The following is a 20,363-nucleotide window of genomic DNA, read 5'->3' on the forward strand; positions in this document are numbered from 1 at the left end:
TGAGGATCGTCCCGGTCGCCACCGCCCGCGACAACGTCGCACCCGAGGGATTGGAATCAGAGATCGAGACCGACGGTTGGGCGGCGTTGATCACGTTCTGCCACCTGGTGCGGGTGTCGGACCGGTAGGAAACGATGTTGGTCATCTGCAGGTCGCTGACCGCAACATCCTTGAGGGTGTAGTTGTTGAGCCCGAAGAACACCGAGACCACAGTGGAACCGGCCGCTTCTCTGACCGAGAACAAGCCGGGGCCCATCCAGCCGAAGTTGAGCTTGTCGGTGGCGGGGTTGAAAGCCACCGTGTGGGAACCCCAGCCCCAGGTGATGGGCGTCGTCGTGCCCGTCGACGTGGTGGTCGCCGCAGGAAGGGCTAACGCCGGGTGAACCGCAGCAGCCGGAGCGGACGTGGGCCGCACCGCCTCGAGTTCGCGGCGAAGCAACGACAGCGCCGCGGTGACGAACTCGCCTGGTATGCCGGGCACGCCGTTGGTCGCGCCGGAGGAGTCAAAGCCGAGCAGCCTCAGGAATCCGGACATCAGCTGGGACGGCTGGACCGAGACGGCCGCCGCCGGTGGAGCGGCAGTCGCAACCGGCTGGACAGCAGCACTCGGGGCGATCGACGACAGCGCGGCGGGGACTACGGCCGCAGCGCGTGGGGTGGCCGACGGCGCGGCGTCTGCGGGTTGCGCAGGTAGATCAGCGGGTGCCGAGATCTGCGAGCGGTTGAGGGCCGGCGCGTCGGCGGCGGATACGGTGGCACCGGTTCGGTCCGTGACTGGGTCGGCACTCAGCGGAGCATCCGACGCAGGCAACGCCGGTGATCCGGCACGCCTGTCTGCAGCACCGAGGGTCACCTTATTGCGCTTCGAGGGGGTTTCGTCGACAGCCGATGCATCGGCCGGTTCCTCGACGGCGGGCGAGTCCTGGTCGACGACCGTCGATTCAGCCGTGGACGCCGGCGCCGATCGGGGACGCACCGCGCTCACGTCATCGATCGCGCTCACGTCATCGATCCCGCTCACGTCATCGATCGCGCTCACGTCATCGGTGGCCTGCGCATCCGCTGCATCCGACGTCGGCGTCATCGGGTCGCCCGTCGAGGCGTCGGCCGCCGAGTCCACGGCTGTGGATGCCGGCGCCGATCTAGGACGCATCGTTCCCACGTCGTCGGTGGCGCTCACGTCGTCGGTGGCCTGCGCGTCCGCTGCATCCGACTTCCGCGTCGTCGAGGCGTCCGGGCCCGCGGTATCGGCGCAGGCCAAACCGGCGGTACCCATAGCCACTGCAGTCCCGATACCGAGTGCGACAGCGAGGGCCCGCACCCGGCCGACGAAGACCGGCTTGTCGGTGGCCAGCGTTTTAATCGGTTTCGTCTCGGTCAATTTACTGTTATTCGTCGCGGAATTACCCATCAGAATGTCCCTATTTACTCGTTTTTGGCGCATGCCAATTAGAGGCCCCGGGAGGCCCTTTTTGTCTTGCTTAGGTTTGTTCAGAACGGTGAATATGAAGATTTGTCGCGATGTGCGCGTCCATAACAGCGGTAACCCGGCAAGTTGTCAAGCGCTACGACGGATCGAATCTGCAGAGTTCAGAAGCCATCCGCTGAGGTTTCGGCGGCCGACGGCAGCACGAAACTTTGCCCAGATCCCGCACTCTGACACAAGCAGAATTTCGCGGAATAAAACCGCGAACGAGGATGCCGAATCCGCTCTAATGGGTAACCCGGATAAGGTCGGAATCGCCATTCCAAACGATTTCTGATATGCATGCAAGCTGGCGAGGAGTATTATATTTATTCGTCGGATCAACTCGAATAAAAATGCTGCCTTATTGCGCATCTGGAAAATGGTGCCGAAGGTCATCGTCGCTGCCAGTGGCTCGGTGACTGGAACGGCGAGTTAACGGCCGCCGCTCGGATCAGGGGTCCGCCGACTCGCATCGACGTGAATCCTTGGATTCACCGAAGATGCCCCTGGGCCTAGTTCTTTGGGCTACCCCAATTAAATTTAATCACCATCATTTATCCTTTAAGGGGAAAATTACTCCGGCATAACATACAACGACACCGAGACCTCGCGTAAGAAATGTCGCAAGAGCCTTTTCCGGCCGACATCGGCATTCGCCCGCAGGCACTGCAAGGTTCCCTCTCGGTAGTACGGCCGGGTAAGATAGGACCATCCGCTTCTTTTTGCAGTTCGGGGGGAAGTGAAGCCGATGCGCACCACTTAAGTGCGTGCGCGATGCCGATCAGGGGGTAGGGCGGCGTGTGTGGAATAGCAGGAATCCGCAATCTCAACGGCGAACCGGTCGCCCCCGAGCTGTTGCATCGGATGATCGTGGAGCTCGCTCACCGCGGGCCCGACGAAACCGGCATCTGGACCGACGGTGCGGTCGGACTGGCCCACACCAGGCTTTCGATCATCGACGTGGCCGGCTCACGACAACCGATGTCCAGTGCTGACGGCACCCAACACCTGGTCTTCAACGGCGAGATACTCAACTATCGGCAACTGCGCGGGCAGCTGCGCTACCCGTTCCGAACCAACGGCGACACCGAAGTGCTGCTGGCGCTGTATACGGGCCAGGGGCCGTCCGCCGTCACCGCGCTCCGCGGCCAATTCGCTTTCGCCTTGCACGACAGCTCTACAGGTGAGACCCACCTGTTCCGCGACCGTCTCGGCATCCTGCCCCTCTACTACTACGCAGACGACTCGGTGTTCGCCTTCGCCTCCGAACTGAAGGCGCTGCTTCCGGTGATCGGAGCGGTACGGGTCGACGAGGCAAGCCTGCATGACTACCTGGCGCACCGATTCGTGCCCAGCCCGCACACTCTTATCGAGCACGTGCGCAAGGTCCCGCCCGGCAACCACCTGGTGGTAGGAGCCGACGGCACAACGCGAATGTCGGCGTACTGGCAGTTGCCCGCCGATCCTCAGATTCGGAACGTCTCGCCCGATGAAGCGGTCGATCTTGTCGAGTCGGCGCTCACCGCCTCCGTCCGGGAGGCTCTCGTCGCCGACGTGCCCGTCGGAGTCACGCTCTCCGGTGGGGTCGACAGCAGCCTCATCACCGCACTGGCTACGCGGGAAGCCGCGCGTGCAAGCCTCAACACGTTCTCGGCGGCGTTCGGGGATTCCCGCACCGACGAGACGGTTTATGCGCGGCAAGTCGCCGCCCTCTTCGGAACCGTGCACCACGAGGTGGCGATCCGGCCCGACGATTTCCAGCAGATGTGGCCGCTGCTGAGTTGGCATCGCGACGCCCCGCTGTCCGAGCCGTCCGACGTGGCGGTTTACCGGTTGGCCCAGCTCGCCCGACAGCATGTGAAGGTGGCGCTGTCCGGAGAAGGCAGCGACGAGTTGTTCGGCGGGTACCCCAAGTACCGGTTCGCCGACGTCACGCGCTGGGTCACACCGGTGCCGTCACTCCCGCTGAGTTGGCTGGAGCGGCAGCTTCCGGCGGACAAAAACAAGTTGCGGGTCGCCGTCCGGGCACTCTCGGAGAAAAGCTATGCCGAGCGAATGCGCGGATGGTTCGCGCCTTTCACCGAAAGGGAGCGCACCGTATTGCTCTCCCGCCCGGCTGCCCGCAACACGCTCAGCCCGTACCTCGACGGCCGCGGTGACCCTCTCAACCGGATGCTCTACGCCGACCTCCGCGGTTGGCTCGCCGACAATCTACTGGAGCGAAACGATCGGATGTCGATGGCGGCCTCGCTGGAGTTGCGGCCACCCTTCCTGGACCACCGCCTGGTGGAACTGAGTTTCACGCTGCCGAGAAGCGTCAAAGTCCGCAGCGGGACGACGAAGTGGGTTCTCAAAGAGGTTGCACGCCGCCATCTTCCGCTGGAAATCATCGACCGGCCAAAGGTGGGATTCAAAGTGCCGTTGGACGCTTGGTTCCGCGAAGGCCTCCGCGACATGGCTTTCGACCTTCTCACCGGGCCGTCGTCGTTCGTGGGAACGAATTTCAATCGACCTGCGGTTCGGAAACTCCTCGACGCGCACAACTCCGGTCAACGCGATGAGCAGCAACGCATCTGGACGCTACTGTCCCTGGAGGTTTGGCACCGGGAACTGATGCGGCGGTGCTCGGTACCTACAGCGGCCGCAGACCCGCTTCACTGAACGACTGTGAGAAGCCGTCGTGGAAAACGGTTCCCGGCGCGCCTATCGCCGGGTCGCGGTAGTAACCCTGTTTGAAATAGACGCCGCCACCACCCGGCATCAGAGTGCGCACCATGCAGCGTGTCTGCCCTGCGCACGGCGCTGCGGTGAAGGTCTGGGGTGCACCGTTGAGCCACAGTTCGATGTAGCCGATGCTGTCGCTAGCCGACCACTTGATATGAAGCTTGAGGTCATTCCACACGTCACGAGCCAAGGGCACACCCCAGGGGGTGAAGGTTGGACCCGGGTTGCCCGGTGAGTTCCAGGTCGATAAATACAAGCTTAAGCGGCCCGGATCAGCCGCCCGCGAGACGAACTGCACCGGAGGGGAACCGTCACTCTCGGCGTGCCACTGAGAGAACACGCTCCAGCCTGCGTTCGTCGGGAAGTCCCCGCCGAACCGCGTGCTCCACTGGTACCACAGATCGTCGCCCTCGTTCGCGGCGGTTGCTCCCTCACCGCTCACTTCCGCGCGGTCGCCACAGCACAATCCGGCCGGTTGGTCACCCTGACGCAGTTGAAACCGCGCAGCGAACCGGCCCTGGCGCACGACACTGGATTGCACCTGCATGCCGGGGGCGGCGGTGCGGAACTCACTGCATGCGACGCTGCCCACGACGGCGTTCTGACAGATCGCCCATTGATCGAAATTCCCTGTCTCGAAATCACCGACAAATCCATTGATGGTGGCCGGAGCGGGTCCACCACCGGCCATCGCGAAGTAGCAGACCAACAACAGTGCGGCAATGCCGCGCAGCAGTCTTGTCCGGGTCTTGATCCCACGCGAAGGCCGGGGGTCCTTGGCCGTCTGGCCGTCGATCAGCCGCTTATAGAAATCAACGAGATTGCGGCGAGAGACATCCCAGGACAGTTCCTCCTCGACTCGCCGTTTCCCGAATTCGCCCATTCGCCTGCGGCGCTCGGGATCGTCGAGCAGCGTGTCGATCGCGCGGGCGAAAGCGGCTTCGTCGTTGGCGGGAACGTAGAGGGCCGCCTCGCCAGCGGACACCCGTGCTTCCTGAAGATCGAATGAAACGATCGGTCGGCCCATTGTCATGTACTCGATCACCTTGTTCATGGTGGATACGTCGTTGAGCGGATTGAGCGGGTCCGGTGACAGGCATACGTCAGCCGTCGAGAGGCATCGCTGGACGAGTTCGTCGGGGACGCGGCCGGTGAACTCCGCGACGTCGGCGAGACCCAGTTCCGTGCTCAACTTCACCATTTCGCCGAAGACATCGCCAGAGCCCATGAATATGCAGTGGAAGTCCGTGCGGCCGATGTCGTAGCGCAACACCCGCAGTGCGCGCAGGGCGTAGTCCACTCCGTCCTGGGGGCCCATCACACCGAGATAGGCGAGTAAATAGAGCTTTTTGCGGCGAAGTGTCTCGTCAGGTGGGCGCGGCGCGAAGCGACTCGACTCAGGCGCGCTGCGGACGACGACGACCTTGTCCGGGTCCATCTTGCCGCGTTCGATTGCCACCCGCCGATAGCTGTCATTGGTGGATATGACCGCGTCCGCTGCGGCGAAGGTGAGTCGCTCGAGAACCCGGGTTATCCGGTAAAGACCCCGGCCGCGGCCCGGGAACCGGGAGAGGAACAGCTCAGGGACCAGATCGTGGTGGTCGAACACGAAACGGGTTCCACCGAGACGAAGCACCATCGCGATGAGGAAGAAAAGGTCCGGTGGATTACAAGCGTGCACGAAGTCGATTGGGCGCTCAAGCCGAACCTTCCATGCCAATCGCAATGTGCGCCACATCGCCGTCGCGTACTCGCGCAGGTAGCCGAGCGGCCCGCCGGTGGCCGCCCGCAAGGGGTAGCGCAGGATCCTGACACCGGCGATCACCGCCTCCCGCTCGGTGTCGTACTCGGTTCCTGCCGGACAGATCACGGTGACGTCCATTCCGGCGTCAACCAGCGCGCGGCTCTCCTGCCAGACCCGCCGGTCGAAAGGCACTGACAGGTTCTCCACCAACACCAGAATGTGCGGGACCCTCATCGCAACGACTCCATTCTTTCGTCGGCCGATGGCACGCTTGCTCCGACGGACCTCACCGTGTCCGCAATTGCCTGCTCCGCACGGCGGACACTCTCGGCAAGGTCGAACTCCGCTTCCACCCTGGTCCGGCCCGCGCTTCCCATGCGCTGCGCAAGGGCCGGGTCGGACAAGATCTTCAGCACGCTGTCCGCCAATGCTCTGGAATCGCCCCTAGGGACGAGAAATCCGTTGATCCCATCGACGACCATCTCCGGTATCCCGCCGACATCGGTGCACACCACCGGTCGTCCGGTCGCCATCGCCTCAAGAACCGAGATCGGAAAGCATTCCGTTCGGGAGCTCAGCACGAAAAGATCCATCGCGCGTAGAAGGTGCGCGACATCCTGACGGGCGCCGGCGAACACCACGTTGGAGTCGATCTCAAGCAGGCGACATTTCGCCTCAAGCCGGGAGCGAAGGGGTCCGTCCCCGACGACGAGGATTCTGGTGTTCGGTCGAACGTCGATCACAAGGCGGGCCGCTCGCAGGAACGTGTCGTGATCTTTCTCCGGACGCAGAGCCGAAACGGTACCCACCACCTGATCCGTCGCTGAAATACCGAATTCGGCCCGGTAATCGGGGTCGCTGACAACGGTGAACTCTGCGGGGTCCACCCCGTTGTGGATTATCCGTATCTTCGCCCATGGGTAGTGGAGTCTCTCGACGAGAGCGCGCCGCTGCGCGATGGCAACACCGAAATAGCTTGTCGTCCAACGGTCCAGAATGCGATCAACAACTTCTCGCAGACGACCACGGGGCTCGACATCCCCCATGTTGTGAGCCCACAGGATCGTGGCGGGAACACCAGCGATGCGGGCCGCCAGTCGCCCCAGCGCTTCGGCGCTGTAACCCCGGACCACCACCACATCGCTGTGCTGGAGGCGCATTTCACCGACCAGTGCGCGCAGTGTCTGCACTGCATCCCGCTTGCTGAAATGCAACGCCCTGGAGGGTATTCCGGCCGTCACCAACTCCTCGAAGAAGGCGCCCTCCTCGCCGATGCAGACAACCGAGGCGGCGAACCTGTCCCGGTCCATCCGTGTCAGCAAAGTCACCAAGTGCCGCTCCGCACCACCGATATCAAGGTCGGGCACGACGAACAGTATTCGAATCGGTTGGTGGCTCACGGAATCGCTCTTTCCCTCGGAAGTGTGCTATCGGGGCAGCGTTGCTGATGACGCGTCCAGTGATCCGTCCAGCCGACGGCCATGCCGAAAAGCAGGAATACCGCGGCCAGCGGAAAATCGAAGAATCGCAGGTCCACTGTCAAGGCACTACAGAGCAGGATCGCCATCGCCATGATCGCGATGACAGCGAGGGACTTGCCGTAGACGTCGTGAGACGGCAACAGGCGGTAGCCCCTCCAAAGCCGCCGGGTGATCAGAACAAGAAGCGCCAGCCACAGCGTCAGACCTACGACACCGAGTTCAGCCAGGATGCCCAGTTCGTTCTGATGCGAGACGATTCCGTAACCACGCTCCCAGGGGACGTCAAGCGCCCACTGTTTGTGGTGGTAGGTGTTCACCGCACTGAACCGGGCCAGGCCCCAGCCGGCAATCGGTTTCTCCCCGGCAGCCCACAGGGCCGTTTGCATCGCATTGAGCCGGTCATCGACCTCCTGCACTGAAGCCACGCCCCCCGACGAACGGTCTGAACTGGTGAATTGCGACCAGTTCAGCGCCACCACCGCCACCACGACGGCCAGTGCGGCCGTGAACGCCCGACGGGATCGAGTCGCCAGCGTTGCGCCGATGATCAGAACCGCCAAGCCACCGAGCCATGCGGCCCGGGTATGGGTGAGAAAAAGGCCGTAACCGCATCCGACGGCGACCAGGTAGGCAAGCGCGCGTCGCCACCGGGGAGTACCGAGCCAGCCAGCCAGAACGGTCGCGATCCCGAAGCCGAGGGCCAGCACCATGCCGTTGGCGACGGGTTGGTTGAAGATGCCGACCGCCCGGCCCGGCCAGTTCGGTGCCGCGGCGATGTATCGCGGCCATACCAACTGCGCCGGGCCGGTGAACTGAAGAATGCTCACCGCTGCCGAGTACGCCGCAAATCCTGTGAGTGCCGACAGCACCGCCCTCACGGCCCGCTCGGAATCCGTCGTGAAACGACCGAAAACATAGAGCACAAAGGGAATTACCGTCGGCATGAGGATATACCGGTCGAGCGAAACGTAAGGGGGATAACGATGCGGCGCCAATGCTGAGAAGACGTTCCAGACGACGTAGGCGATCATCGACCATTCGATCAGGCCGAGACCCCGCAATCGCCCGGGGTTGGCATCTCGCCAAAGCGTCCCGGCAGCAAGCAGAATCACGAAGACCAGATAGACCAGAGCCGTCTTGGCCATCGGTGAGCGCAGAAACAAGGCGATGAGTAGCGCAATGACGATCCACACCGGGTTCAAAGCGCTGCGCCTCGCCGGTGTACCGACGGCTGTCATGCCTGGACTGCCTCAGCAACCCACGATCGATGGCGAGCCGCCGAACCGGTGCGAGTCGGAATCGGTCGCGCCCCCGACGACTTGCCATCGAGCAGAACCGCGCCGGCGACGGTTGCGCCGACCGCAGCAAGCGTCTTGTCTGCCGCTAGAACGTCGTCGACACGTGAGACGGCTTTTGATATGACCAATATCGTCACATCGGCTGCAGCACAGATAATTTCGGCTTGAGCTGTGTCGGCGATCGCCGGTGCCGAAAATATGACGATGTCAACCCCCGCGCGCATTTGTTCCAGAACTGCGTCGAGCCGCGCCCGAGTCAATGGCGTATGGCCATCGCCGTCGGGTGAACCGGCAGTCAGGATGGTCAGTGTTTCCAAAGCGCAATGTTGCAGCACTGCACCCACCACCCGGCTGTCCCACAGCACATCCTGGAAACCTGGCCAGCCCGACTGCTCGGTCTCTACATCGCTGTCGGTGAGCACTAAAATGGTGCGAAGACCCTGCTGCGCGGAAAGGTCCGCCAACGCCTCCGCGACCTGCTGCGCGCCGCCGACTCCGGGGGTGTCGGTCACTGCCAATACCAGTGGACCGGCCGCGCTTCTGGCGTAGATCGTCTTGAACAGCGCCCGCAACCGCTCCTCACGCAATCCGCTCCGCCGGGAGGTCCTGGCGGGCAGTTCGACAAGCGGCTCGATGCCCGTCTTCTCACGCACGTCACCAGCGTTAGTCAAACGGTTTGACAAGGCACCCAAGGCGAAGGCGGCGAAGATGCCGGCCATCAGGCCGCCGGCCAGGGCCAACAGCGACTTCATCACGGTATGCCGCGAGTTCTTCACCACCCCGACCCTCATCTGGAGTTCCCGAAGCTGATCGGTGGTGGAGTAGAACTGGACGTTGTCGATACTCTCCTGAAGCGCGCCGACCGCCGGATCGACCACACCACCGGGTTGCGGTCGGGCGCGGATCTCATCGATTTGGCGCTGCAGGTCGGCGACAGTCGCGTCGGCATCCTGCTGACGTTCTGCATTGATATCGTCACGGAATGTTTCAGCCATCAACTCAGCGGTGTCTTGTGCGGACTGCGGACTGTGTGTCGTGGCCTCGACGGTGACTATCGGACTTGCTGCAGCGGTCCTGGCCTCCAGTCCGACATCCTCCGGAATCGCCCTGGCGGCACGCAGCCGGGCAATCGTCACCGGATCGTTGAACAACATGGCATACCCCACGGCCAGAACGGCGTCCTGTTCCGGAGTGCGTCCCGGCGAGGACACCACGAGGGCTGACTTCCCGGTATAGGTGGGACCGGTCGACAGCGACAGGAAAGCCGTCGCAGCCACTGCCAGCAGCGTCACCAGCCCGACAAGCCAACGGTAGCGACGGACTTTCTCCAGCCGGCGCCTCAGCACCGTCCTGAGCACCGCCGACTCCCCAGCGGGGCGACTACCCATGGTCAAAACACCGTGATCCATTGCGATTCCCCTCGTGCTTGTGTTCAGGTGGCCAACGTTGCGCGTCGCCGATCCGGCGTCTCTTCGATCACCTCGGAGAACCAGCTCGCAACAGCGGCGAGGCCCTCCTCCAAAGCGACCTGCGGCCGGTATCCCAGCGCTCGGAGCCTGGTGATGTCGACGACGAGCTTCTCCGGATCGCCGGGGCGGTTAACGCCGGTGTACCGGAGTTCGGGCGTTACGCCGGCCTGCGCACACAGCGTCTTCGCCAGAGTGTCGATCGTGCATTCGCGTCCACCACCGACGTTGTAGGCCTCCCCGTTGAGTGCGCCCGACTCCGCAACTGCCATCGCGGCCCTCGCGGCATCTTCGACGTAGAGGAAGTCGCGGACCTGCGTTCCGTCGCCGTGGATGGGCAACTGACTGCTGTCCCCATGCAGCTTGGCGAGCAGGTCGAAGACCACTTGTTTGCGCTGCCTGGGCCCGTAGGCGGAAAAGAAGCGGACTGAGGCCAGGTTGAGACCATAGAGTTGCGCGAAGACGGCGACGTACCTTTCGGCAGCGAGCTTTCCGGCGCCATACGGGGATATCGGGACCGTGGGGTCCTCCTCGCGAATGGGGACACGAAAGGCATTGCCGTACACAGCGGCTGACGAGGCGAACACCATCCTGCCGGGCCAACGTTGGAGCCGAAGCGATTCCAGAAGACGAAAGGTCGCCCACAGGTTGATGTCATAGTCCATGGCTGGGGATTCAACCGAGGGTGGCACATAGGCGTTAGCCGCCAGGTGGAAGATGACGTCGACGCCGCTGTGCACAACGCTGTCCCAGTCCAGATCCCGTATGTCACATTCGAGCAGCACGATTCGGTCAGCCACGGCGACCAGATTTCCGGGTGTGCCTGACCGAAAGTTGTCGATGACCGTCACGTCGGCGTGCTCTCCGACGAGCTGCTCGACCAGATAGGAGCCGATGAAACCGGCGCCTCCGGTCACGACGACCGACTTGCCCTTCCACTCCCACGGTTCGCTGTGGCTCATGTCTGGTTCCCCTCCATTTTTCGATATGCCGCGACGGTTTTCGCCGCGACCGCGTCTGGTGCGTATCGGTCGACTGCCAACTCGTGGGCATATCGCCCCAACCGCAGGCAGAGCTCCTGATCGTCCAGAAGCGTGTGAATACGCCCAGCCATGGCGGTTTCGTCCGCTGAGTCGACGACGAATCCGGTTTCGCCGTCGATCACCATCTCGGCCACCCCGCCCACCCTGCTGGCGACAACCGGCTTCCCGGCGGCCATCGCCTGGGCGATGATCGTCGGGGCGGTCTCCTCTCGGGAGAACAGGGCCACCGCACGCGCAGCTGAGATCTCGCTGCGCAGAAGGTCGTCGTCGACCAGTCCCAGGATGTCGACCGCGTCCTCGAGGCCGAGCTCGGTTATGGCACGCCTCACAGCAAGCGCATAGGCCTTATCCGGCTGCGGTCCCACGATCACCAGCCGGGCGCCATCAATGCCGATACGCGCACTGGCGAACGCTCGCAGCAGCCCCAGAACGTTCTTTCGTTCGTTCATCACGCCGGCGAACAACAGCCGTGGTGGAGTAGGCGACGACGGGGCCAGGGAAAAGAATTCGGAACGAATGGGATTGGCGATGGCCACCCGGCTTCCCTTTACGAATTGGCTCAATTCACGGCTGTCGTAATCAGAGATGGAGATCACGACCTTCGCGCGGCGCAGCACCCGCCGCACGAGGCCCTCCGTGATCCTGACCCGCAGTGTGTCCGTAATTGCCCGCCGTGCAGCCATCTTCATTTCGACATGCGCCAGGCCGTGCACCGTCACGACGCTGTTCGGACCGCACTTGGTGGCGACGTCGCCGTACAGACCGATCTCTTGGCCGTGGACGACATCCGGGCGAATCCGCGCCGCGAGCTTGCGTGCCTTGCGCACATCGAGAAAAGATCCGGTCAGCCGGCGCAACCGAGCCTGCCCGCGCAGGTAATACACGTCGACTTTGGGACCCGCACGGTGATGGCGGGTTGGCACCTCGCCGTTATGGAAGCGCAGCACCGTGACGCTGTCGATCTCGTCCCGGGCTGCCAGTGCGGGCACCAAAGCGCTCGTGACCGCTTCGATACCGCCATGCACCACTCCGGAATGGAGCGGGTAGTCCCCGATCATCAGTACCTTCATCGCGAGGTCACCAACCTCCGGGCTCGGCCGGAGACATGCGACGCTCCCGCTGAGACAGCTGCTCTGACGGCGTTGGACCAACTCGGCGAAATGACCCGCAGAGCAGCGATGTAGACGACAAGGAAGAGCAGACATATCGCCGCGACCCAGAGCAGCCCTGGGATGAAGTGGTGTTGTCCGGGTTTGATGAGGAGTCGGTCAACAGGCATCATCACGGCCGTGGCGATGAGGGCCGAAAGCGCCGGCGGGATGAGGCACCAGGCAACCTCACGCCATGACACATCCACCACGTTGCGAGCCAGGACGACACTCAGCAGTCCGACGAAAAGGCTAGTCACAGAAAGGGCGAAGCCGACACCGCTGAGCCCGGCCGGCAAGAGCAGCAGCACCAGAGGCAGACCCAAACCGATACTCGCCGCCGTCATCCAGGTGAGTCGAGAAGATCGCCCAGCGCCCTTCATCGCCTCCGCAGCCACCGACAAAAGCGCCGTGCCCAGGCCGATGCCCGCCATCATCGCCGCCGCCGAACCGGCAGCATGCCACCGGTCGCCGAGCAGGATGACCACGACCGTGCGGCCCTCGATGGCCAGTAGCGCCGCTATGGGCAGCGCCGCAAGCCATATCCACCCGAGGGCCCGCAGGAACGCAGCCCGAAAGCGGTCGCGATCGTTCGATATCCGGGAAAAAGCCGGGAACAGCACATGGGAGCAGACCGCGATCAACATGACTGACGGGAGGGATGCGAGCCGGTAGGCGTAGCGGTACTGGCCGAGCGCCGCCGTGCCCAGCGCACGACCCACGATCATCTGCTCGGCCACCTCCCGCGACTGGTGGGCGACGTTGTCGAGGAACAGGGGCAGCGAATACTTCGCCATTTCGCGCCACAACGTGGCCGAGAACCGGCCGCGGAACGGACGCCATCGCGCCATCGACCAGCTCAACACCACCGCCGTGATCGAGGACGCGTACCAGCCGATGACCATCGACCACGCACCGAATCCCCTATGGGCGAATGCGATTGAAACGCTCGCAAAGACGATCGAGACCGCCGGCCCGATGACCATCTGCCGCCTGAAGCGAAAGGCGCGCTGCATCAGGGCATCCGGCACACTGGCCCAGGTATGCAACACCATCAATCCTGATGTGGCCGCGGCGATGAGGCCAACGCGCGAATCGTCGAACACGGCTCCCACCAGCGGGGATGCGGCAAGCAACAGCAAACCCAACAGCAGGCCCGTACCGAAGTTGACGATCAGCGCGGTATTCGCCGCGTCCTCGATATCGCTTTCCCGGTGGATCAGAGCCTGGGACAGCGCCCCCTCGGCGAACACCGCCATGAACCCAACGAGCACCGAACCGGCAGTGAACACGCCGATTTCGTGCGGGCCGAGGATACGACCGAGCGCGATCGTCTGCACCACCGAGACAACCTGGGCGATAACCACACCGACGGCGCTCATCGCCGCCCCCCGCTTCAGCACCCCGGACAGACCACCGCTGACCGCCGTCATACGCGGCCCTCTGAGATCGCACGATGCCGGTTGATGGCGTCGGCGTAGACCAATCGCCGGGCACGGTTCTCCAGACGGTTTTTCGCGGGGTGTATCGCCCGCAGCGCGCCGGGAACGGTGTATAGCAACACCAGCACTGCCGCGGTCCGCGGTGTGCGCCAATGACGGCAGGCCTCATAGGCTGCCGACCGGGCGGTGTCATAGTCACCGTCGAGCAGTGCCGACCGCGCCGAGCACAGGGCGTTGTGCCGGCGGTGGAGCCGAACCATTCGCGACCTGGACAGCTCGGACTCGTCCATCCCATACTCGCGTCCGACCAGCAGGTAGGCGTCCAAGAGCCGATGCTCGAAGTGGACCAGCGTAGACACGTCGTGAGACAGCGACGACTCCCGCATTCGGTGCCTGACGAGCTTGTCCGGCAGGATTCGGATGTCGTAGCCGGCGGCTGCAAGTCGCAGCCAAAGGGCCACATCCGCTTCCACGTCTGCGCCCGGCTCGAAGCCCCCGTAGGCGTACCAGAGTTCCCGCCGGAAGGCGCCCGCGTAATGCGGCACGCCCAGGTCCATCATCTCGGCAAACGAGACCGGATGACGTGGATCGGGGGTGCCCGTGCGGCCCATCGAATGGAAGTACTCCCCCCGGTCGATGACGCCACGACCAATCAACTCGAAGTAACCGGCGGTGGGTGCGACGTCCCAGAACAGCGTCGCGTCTGCACCCACCGCGTCGATCGTGGGATCCGATTCAAGGAGTTCACCGATCCGTTCGAGGTAGTAGCGCTCGAGGACGTCATCGCTGTTGAACGGGCAGATGTAGCGGCCGGTCGCCGCGGCGGCGGCGGCGGCGACGCCCCCGCCCATCCCGGCGTTCTCCTGCCTGATCAACGAAATGCGTGGATCGGAGAGGTATTCACCGGCGATCGCGGCGATCTCGTCGGAAAGGCCGTTGTCGACCACGACAAGTTGCCAATCCGAACGCGTCTGCGCCAGAACGGATTCAATGGCTTGCCGAATGTAGTCTTCGGTTTGGTAGGCACTCATCAGAAAGCTGAACATCGGCCCTCCGAATGCGTTCTCGGTCGACATTCTCACCACCCCATTCCTCGATAACTGCTCTGGCCACGCAATTGATCGGAGTTCGGCAACCGCACGAGGTCGATGACCGACTTACCGGCGTCCACCGCCTTGAGCGCCTCCACCACCTCCTCGGACCGTGACCCCACAATGAGCACATCACCGTGCTCGAGCACCTCGTGCACATCGGCGGTCAGAATGTCCCCGATATGCGGCAAATGCTGGCTGATGACGTTCCGATTCGAGCCGATCAGTCGGGAGAGCGCCACGATCGGGTCGTGAATCTTGACGTCGAAGCCCTTTCCGATCAGCCGTTCGGCCAGTTCCACCAAGGGGCTTTCCCGGAGATCGTCGGTTCCGGGTTTGAACGAGAGCCCGAAGATTCCGATTTTGCGACGCCCATCGCCGATGACCAGGTCGACTGCCCGCCGCAAATGGGTTTCGTTGGAGCTCAGGACGTTCGACAGCAACGGGACGTCCACGTCGTTCAGCCGTGCGGTATGTATGAGGGCACGGACATCCTTCGGCAGGCACGAACCGCCGAAGGCGAACCCGGGCCGTAGGTACGCCGCACTGATGTTCAGTTTCGTATCGGCGAGAAAGACATCCATCAGCTTGTGCGAATCGATGCCGAGCACAGCGCAGATGGCGCCGATCTCATTGGCGAAGCCGACCTTGAGGGCATGGAAACTGTTGTCTACGTACTTGATCATCTCCGCGATACCGAGCGGAACGTGGAAACGCGGTCCTGGCAGCCCCGCATACAGCCGCATGACCATCTCGCCGGATCGCGAGTCAGTTTGGCCGACAACCGTCTTCGGTGGCGCATTGAAGTCGCGGATGCTGGTTCCCTCCCGCAGGAACTCTGGATTGACGCAGACGCCGAAATCCACGCCGGCCCGCTTCCCCGAAGCATCGCAAAGCCTGGGGATAAGCAGACTCTCGCACGTTCCCGGGAGCATGGTGCTGCGGTATGCCACCAAGTGCCAGCCCGCCTTCTCGCCAAGTGCGGCGGCGATCTGGTCGGTGACACTCTCAAGAAAGGCGGTCGACAGGCTGCCGCCGTGTCCTGACGGCGTGCCGACGCAGATCAACGAGATGTCGGTGTCCAGCACAGCCGACCGCGCATCGGATGTGACGGTCAAATCACCGGCCGCGACAACTTCGGCGGTGAGCTCGGCGATACCCTCCTCGACGATCGGCGATTCACCACGGCTGAGTGCGTCCAGCTTCTCCGTGTTGACGTCGACTCCGATGACTCGGTGGCCCCTCGCGGCCAGACATACGGCTGACACGCAGCCGACATATCCGAGGCCGAAGACACTGACGGCCGGCAAGGTGGGATCACTCATGAGATCCTCCTTCGGGCCGCGCGAACGCTATCGACGCCTTCTCAACGACAAAGGCCTCGGCATGCGGGCTGTGGCACTGCACTCCCCGTAGGCGCGACAAACCCAGGAAGGCTTCGTCGTCGAACCAATCACGTGCTGTCTGGGAGGGATATTGCTTTTGCAGGAGGGTGGCCTTCACCACCGCCAGTTCGCTGGTCATCGGGTGATACAGCGTCGGCTTGGGAGTGTCGTTCTCCCACTTGAGGATTTCGTACCCCAGGATCAGGTGGTCCCGGAAGACGGTCGGCAGCAGTTCGGCGAGCAGCCGATGGTCTTGGTGGGCATCGTGCCGGTGCGGCCCAAAAACAATAGTGGGAGAGTTGGTCTGACGGAATTCGGTCACTATGTCCTTGATCCGATCCCAGTGCGCGGGGCCCCGGCCATCCGGAACATCGTGAATCTCGACGCGGACATCGGATCCGGGACAGAAAGCGGCGAGGGCCGCGATCTCCTCGGCCTCGCGGTCAGTGCCGCGGCCCGAGAGCACGAGCGCGCGAACCCGCAGCCCTGCCTGGGCACGCGCCAATGCCAGCAGCGTACCGCCCATCCCGATCGCGATATCGTCGCAATGCGCCCCCAGCACGGCAATCTCGCCGAGCGGTCCGGTGAACACTGGAATCATCCCTTCACCCCCGTGCACCACGGCATCCAAGGCCGATCCCCTTGGTGATAGGCGGCCTCCAGCTCGGCGCGCTCCTTCAGCGTGTCGGCGGGTTTCCAGAAACCCTCGTACTTGTATCCGAAAAGCTGACCCTCGCCGGCCAGGGCCGCCAAGGCGTCGCCCAACAAATCGCCACCCGGCGGGATGAGGTCGAAAACGTCCTGCGAAAGGACGAAATAGCCGCCATTGATCCAGATCGACAGATCCGCCACTGGGAGAATGTCTTTGACCTCGCCGGACTCACTGCTGTCGATGCAGTGAAACGACTGCGGCGGTCTCACCAGCATCATGGATGCGCGCGCACCGCTGGCCAAGACAGTGTCGACCATGTCAATGAGAGGCGCGTCGGTAAGACCGTCGGCGTAATTAGCCAGAAAGTACTCGTCGGTTCCGACGTGTTGACGAACACGCCGCAGTCGCTCCCCGATAGCGGACTCCAAGCCCGTATCGACAAAGGTGATCGACCAATCACTGATGTCGGACTGCAGAAGTTCGACATCGCCGCCGCGCATCACGAAGTCGTTGGAGGCGGCTTCGTGATAGTTCAGGAAATAGTTCTTGATGTGCCAGGCGCCGTGGCCGAGGCACAGGATGAACTCTTTATGTCCGTAGTGCGCGTAGTAGCGCATCACGTGCCAGATCAACGGACGCGGACCCACCATTTGCATGGGCTTCGGCACGTCGTCGTTGGCGCTGTTACGCATCCGCATTCCGTATCCGCCGCAGAAGAGAACGACTTTCATTTCAGACCTCTCAGACTTTCGAGTAATTCCGGAACCATGGTCAGCCGACCTTCTAGTTGCGGGTATCGCCGGCGCACCTCGTCATAGAGATCCGGCAACAAGAGCAGGACGCTGTCCGGATCGGCGTCGATGAGGTCCTGCGGCGAGATGATCGGGATATCCGTGCCCGGCATCCGACACCCCTGCTTCGTCGGCGAGGCGTCCGCGACTGCAGCGAGCAGCGGGCGATCGATGCCGGCGTAGCAGAGCAAGGGCACTGCCTTGGAGGCCGCACCGTAGCCGTACACCCGCAGCCCCGCGCGGGCCGCACTCTCCAACCACGCCCGCAGCCGCTCGGCCTGATCATCGGCCGACCGCTGGAGTGCACCGACCACCTCCGGTCTGGTGAGGCCCATCTCGGCTTCCCGCCGGAGCAACTGCGCGGTCGACTCGTCCGGGGGTATGTCGCCATGCACGGCGGCGGCGAGAACGGTTCCGCCGTAGAGATCGAACTCCCAGGTACTGGCCACGCTCATGCCGGCCCGGGCCAATAGCCGGGACAACGCCGTCAAAGAGTGGTAGACGAAATGCCCGTGCCGCAACGCATTCCACTGATGCTGGCGCACCATCTCAGCCAGCGAGGGGAACTGCACCAGCAGCACCCCGCCTGGCGCGGTCTTGGCCGCACGAAGCGCGATGGCGGCCTTCTGGTCGGGCTCATGCATGAGCCCGAACGAGTCCAGAACCACGTCGGCCACGTCGGCCTCGACGAGACCGTGCGCACGGACGAGAGGTAGCCAGGAACCGCCGTGCGGACTGCTGAACTCACGCACCGTCGCACCAGCCAGCCAGCCGGCTTCGGCCACGACACTGATCGCCTGCGCGGCCTGATCGAGTACGGCCTGCGGTTCGAGTCCTCCCTGTTCCTCGGCGGCGGTATCGTCACCGGCCAGTTGCGCCAGCCCGCAGGAGACGCAGAGATCCATTGCCAGCGGCTGCGGGGATTCCTCGGCGCTCACCGACTCCGTCACCGCGGGGAAGTACTTCTGCGCAGGTACACGCCCAAGGTCGAGAACCCGGCTCAGATACGGGCATCCACACCCTCGACACCCGTTCATGACAGCATGAATCCATGCACATTGAACCGTCCGAACTCGCAGGAGTCGCGGTGTTCGTACCGGAGCCGATTCATGACGCCCGCGGTCTGTTCACCCGAACTTTCGACGCAGCACTGTTCGACGAATTCATCGGCACGGCGGGCGCTTCCGCCGAATTCGTGCAGGACTCGCAATCCAGGTCGACTCAGGGGGTGGTTCGTGGAATGCACGGCCGTTCCGGGCCCGGCGAGGCCAAATTGGTCAGGTGCGCCAACGGCGCCATTCACGACGTGGTCGTCGATGTCCGCAGCGATTCGCCGACGTTCGGGAAGCACCGGGCATTCCTTCTCGATGACCAAGACTTCCGCCATCTCTACATTCCGCCCGGATTTCTCCATGGATTCCAGGCACTGACTCCCACGGCCGACGTCTGTTACCGCATCAACCGTCCGCACGTTCCCGGCGAAGACATCGCCGTGGCCTACAACGACGCGGATCTGGGGATCGTATGGCCCCTGCCGGTGACCCTGGTGTCTGCTCGCGACGCGGGCGCGGGAAGCTGGGCTGAATTCCTCAAGCATGCGACATCACCCGCCGCAGGGAATCGTCGATGATGTTGTCTTCGCGCAGCTGCCTAAGCCGCGCCAGCCTGGTGAAGCGGGTGCTGAACGCGTCCTCGGTCAATCCGTATGCGATGTAACGCTGGTACAAGTCAGCTACACCGACTGGAACCGACAGCACAGCTTCGAATCCGAGTTTCTGATTCAGCCGGGAGAAGTCGACGCGGTAAGACCTGGGGTCAGCACCGGTCTCACCGGTGATGTTCAACCGGGCTCCCGGCACCGCATCGACGACTGTTCGGGCGATATCGGCAACTGTCAGATTGTTCGAGTGTGTGCCGACGTTGTAGGCCTCGCAGTAGATCGACGGAAGCGGAGCGGTGAGGCATGTCGCGAATGCGGCGGCGATGTCGCGGACATGTACCAGTGGCCGCCAGGGGGTCCCGTCCGACATCACCCGTACGTCACCGGTGAGCACGGCGTGTCCGACAAGGTTGTTAACCACGATGTCCGCACGAAGCCGGGGCGAGAATCCAAAGGCTGTCGCGTTACGTAGAAACACCGGCGCGAAACCGGAATCCGCCATCGCTGCGACATCGTCCTCCACGCGGACTTTGCTCTCGGCGTAGGGAGTGAGCGGCCGAAGCGGTGCGTCCTCGTTGACCAACTCATTGCCGGCCGAGCCGTAGACCGAGCACGTCGATGCATAGAGGAACCGCGACACACCGGCTTCCTTGGCGAGACGCGCCAAGCGCACCGAAGCCTTGTGGTTGATCTCATAGGTAACTTCCGGAGCCAGCGCGCCGAGTGGGTCATTGGACAGCGCGGCCAGGTGCACCACGGCGTCGAACCCCAACAGGTGCTCTATGGTGACCTCGCGCAGATCGACGGGGGCGGCGCCGGCTGTCCCCGGGGGGTCGTTCGGCGACGGGCCGAGCACGCAGTCCGCGAAGTACCCGGTATCCAGACCGATCACCTCGTGGCCGGTCGCGCACAGAAGCGGAACCAGGACGGTCCCGATATATCCCTGATGTCCGGTGACCAGTACTCGCAT

At 63.4% G+C, this 20,363-nt stretch carries 15 protein-coding genes and 1 pseudogene; 2 read left to right on the forward strand and 14 right to left on the reverse strand.

The genetic code is table 11. The features are described 5' to 3' along the window. A pseudogene (locus ADBZ5U_RS00300) lies at window positions 1-1,411 on the reverse strand (hypothetical protein); the annotation flags it as partial. Window positions 1,412-2,266: 855 nt separating this feature from the next. Between ADBZ5U_RS00300 and asnB the strand changes: the two are divergent. Next, complete coding sequence (gene asnB, locus ADBZ5U_RS00305; protein WP_526261163.1) at window positions 2,267-4,129, forward strand: asparagine synthase (glutamine-hydrolyzing); 1,863 nt, start codon at window positions 2,267-2,269, stop codon at window positions 4,127-4,129. On the opposite strand, the gene ADBZ5U_RS00310 is transcribed toward asnB, so the two are convergent. The 12 genes from ADBZ5U_RS00310 to ADBZ5U_RS00365 all read right to left on the reverse strand — a co-directional run bounded on the left by ADBZ5U_RS00310 (window position 4,101) and on the right by ADBZ5U_RS00365 (window position 18,770). Continuing rightward, the gene (locus ADBZ5U_RS00310; RefSeq protein ID WP_526261247.1) at window positions 4,101-6,143 is read right to left on the reverse strand and encodes a glycosyltransferase family 4 protein; all 2,043 of its coding nucleotides are present in this window, start codon (window positions 6,141-6,143) and stop codon (window positions 4,101-4,103) included. The genes asnB and ADBZ5U_RS00310 overlap by 29 nt on opposite strands. 23 nt (window positions 6,144-6,166) lie before the next feature. Further along, window positions 6,167-7,336: a glycosyltransferase gene (locus tag ADBZ5U_RS00315; RefSeq protein WP_526261165.1), complete on the reverse strand. Its 1,170-nt coding sequence runs from the start codon at window positions 7,334-7,336 to the stop codon at window positions 6,167-6,169. Next, window positions 7,333-8,655 (reverse strand): O-antigen ligase family protein, encoded by a 1,323-nt coding sequence (locus ADBZ5U_RS00320; RefSeq protein WP_526261167.1) that lies wholly within the window; start codon window positions 8,653-8,655, stop codon window positions 7,333-7,335. Before ADBZ5U_RS00320 ends, ADBZ5U_RS00315 begins: the two co-directional genes overlap by 4 nt. Continuing rightward, window positions 8,652-10,073, reverse strand: coding sequence for a hypothetical protein (locus ADBZ5U_RS00325; protein WP_526261169.1), 1,422 nt, complete (start codon window positions 10,071-10,073; stop codon window positions 8,652-8,654). The genes ADBZ5U_RS00320 and ADBZ5U_RS00325 overlap by 4 nt, the downstream gene beginning before the upstream one ends. A gap of 74 nt (window positions 10,074-10,147) precedes the next feature. Continuing rightward, entirely contained in the window at window positions 10,148-11,143 is a 996-nt protein-coding gene (locus ADBZ5U_RS00330; RefSeq protein ID WP_526261171.1) for an NAD-dependent epimerase/dehydratase family protein, read from the reverse strand. Further along, window positions 11,140-12,282: a glycosyltransferase family 4 protein gene (locus tag ADBZ5U_RS00335; protein ID WP_526261173.1), complete on the reverse strand. Its 1,143-nt coding sequence runs from the start codon at window positions 12,280-12,282 to the stop codon at window positions 11,140-11,142. The genes ADBZ5U_RS00330 and ADBZ5U_RS00335 overlap by 4 nt, the downstream gene beginning before the upstream one ends. A gap of 8 nt (window positions 12,283-12,290) precedes the next feature. Continuing rightward, entirely contained in the window at window positions 12,291-13,805 is a 1,515-nt protein-coding gene (locus ADBZ5U_RS00340) for an oligosaccharide flippase family protein (RefSeq protein WP_526261175.1), read from the reverse strand. Then, window positions 13,802-14,890 (reverse strand): glycosyltransferase family A protein, encoded by a 1,089-nt coding sequence (locus tag ADBZ5U_RS00345; RefSeq protein WP_526261249.1) that lies wholly within the window; start codon window positions 14,888-14,890, stop codon window positions 13,802-13,804. Before ADBZ5U_RS00345 ends, ADBZ5U_RS00340 begins: the two co-directional genes overlap by 4 nt. A 2-nt stretch (window positions 14,891-14,892) precedes the next feature. Then, a complete protein-coding gene (locus ADBZ5U_RS00350; RefSeq protein WP_526261177.1) occupies window positions 14,893-16,230 on the reverse strand; it encodes a nucleotide sugar dehydrogenase in 1,338 nt (445 codons plus the stop codon). Then, window positions 16,223-16,891 carry a PIG-L deacetylase family protein gene (locus tag ADBZ5U_RS00355; RefSeq protein WP_526261179.1) on the reverse strand — a complete coding sequence of 223 codons (669 nt, stop codon included), beginning with the start codon at window positions 16,889-16,891 and terminating at the stop codon, window positions 16,223-16,225. Before ADBZ5U_RS00355 ends, ADBZ5U_RS00350 begins: the two co-directional genes overlap by 8 nt. Then, window positions 16,888-17,673, reverse strand: coding sequence for a glycosyltransferase family protein (locus ADBZ5U_RS00360; RefSeq protein ID WP_526261181.1), 786 nt, complete (start codon window positions 17,671-17,673; stop codon window positions 16,888-16,890). Before ADBZ5U_RS00360 ends, ADBZ5U_RS00355 begins: the two co-directional genes overlap by 4 nt. Further along, a complete protein-coding gene (locus tag ADBZ5U_RS00365) occupies window positions 17,670-18,770 on the reverse strand; it encodes a methyltransferase domain-containing protein (protein ID WP_526261183.1) in 1,101 nt (366 codons plus the stop codon). The genes ADBZ5U_RS00360 and ADBZ5U_RS00365 overlap by 4 nt, the downstream gene beginning before the upstream one ends. 14 nt (window positions 18,771-18,784) lie before the next feature. Here ADBZ5U_RS00365 and ADBZ5U_RS00370 point away from each other — a divergent pair, with 14 nt between their 5' ends. Continuing rightward, window positions 18,785-19,363 (forward strand): dTDP-4-dehydrorhamnose 3,5-epimerase family protein, encoded by a 579-nt coding sequence (locus ADBZ5U_RS00370; protein ID WP_526261185.1) that lies wholly within the window; start codon window positions 18,785-18,787, stop codon window positions 19,361-19,363. Here ADBZ5U_RS00370 and ADBZ5U_RS00375 read toward each other — a convergent pair. Continuing rightward, window positions 19,323-20,363 carry an NAD-dependent epimerase/dehydratase family protein gene (locus ADBZ5U_RS00375; protein ID WP_526261187.1) on the reverse strand — a complete coding sequence of 347 codons (1,041 nt, stop codon included), beginning with the start codon at window positions 20,361-20,363 and terminating at the stop codon, window positions 19,323-19,325. The two genes, ADBZ5U_RS00370 and ADBZ5U_RS00375, sit on opposite strands and share 41 nt — an antisense overlap.

The organism is Mycobacterium sp. (assembly GCF_040398885.1).
Lineage (GTDB): Bacteria > Actinomycetota > Actinomycetes > Mycobacteriales > Mycobacteriaceae > Mycobacterium.

Bases quoted from the DNA above. Each gene is read 5' to 3' on its own strand.
- ADBZ5U_RS00345 (WP_526261249.1), bottom strand. From the start codon at position 14,890: ATGTCGACCGAGAACGCATTCGGAGGGCCGATGTTCAGCTTTCTGATG.
- ADBZ5U_RS00360 (WP_526261181.1), bottom strand. From the start codon at position 17,673: ATGAAAGTCGTTCTCTTCTGCGGCGGATACGGAATGCGGATGCGTAAC.
- ADBZ5U_RS00365 (WP_526261183.1), bottom strand. From the start codon at position 18,770: ATGAACGGGTGTCGAGGGTGTGGATGCCCGTATCTGAGCCGGGTTCTC.
- ADBZ5U_RS00370 (WP_526261185.1), top strand. From the start codon at position 18,785: ATGCACATTGAACCGTCCGAACTCGCAGGAGTCGCGGTGTTCGTACCG.
- ADBZ5U_RS00330 (WP_526261171.1), bottom strand. From the start codon at position 11,143: ATGAGCCACAGCGAACCGTGGGAGTGGAAGGGCAAGTCGGTCGTCGTG.
- ADBZ5U_RS00335 (WP_526261173.1), bottom strand. From the start codon at position 12,282: ATGATCGGGGACTACCCGCTCCATTCCGGAGTGGTGCATGGCGGTATC.
- ADBZ5U_RS00355 (WP_526261179.1), bottom strand. From the start codon at position 16,891: ATGATTCCAGTGTTCACCGGACCGCTCGGCGAGATTGCCGTGCTGGGG.
- ADBZ5U_RS00340 (WP_526261175.1), bottom strand. From the start codon at position 13,805: ATGACGGCGGTCAGCGGTGGTCTGTCCGGGGTGCTGAAGCGGGGGGCG.
- ADBZ5U_RS00375 (WP_526261187.1), bottom strand. From the start codon at position 20,363: ATGCGAGTACTGGTCACCGGACATCAGGGATATATCGGGACCGTCCTG.
- ADBZ5U_RS00350 (WP_526261177.1), bottom strand. From the start codon at position 16,230: ATGAGTGATCCCACCTTGCCGGCCGTCAGTGTCTTCGGCCTCGGATAT.
- ADBZ5U_RS00320 (WP_526261167.1), bottom strand. From the start codon at position 8,655: ATGACAGCCGTCGGTACACCGGCGAGGCGCAGCGCTTTGAACCCGGTG.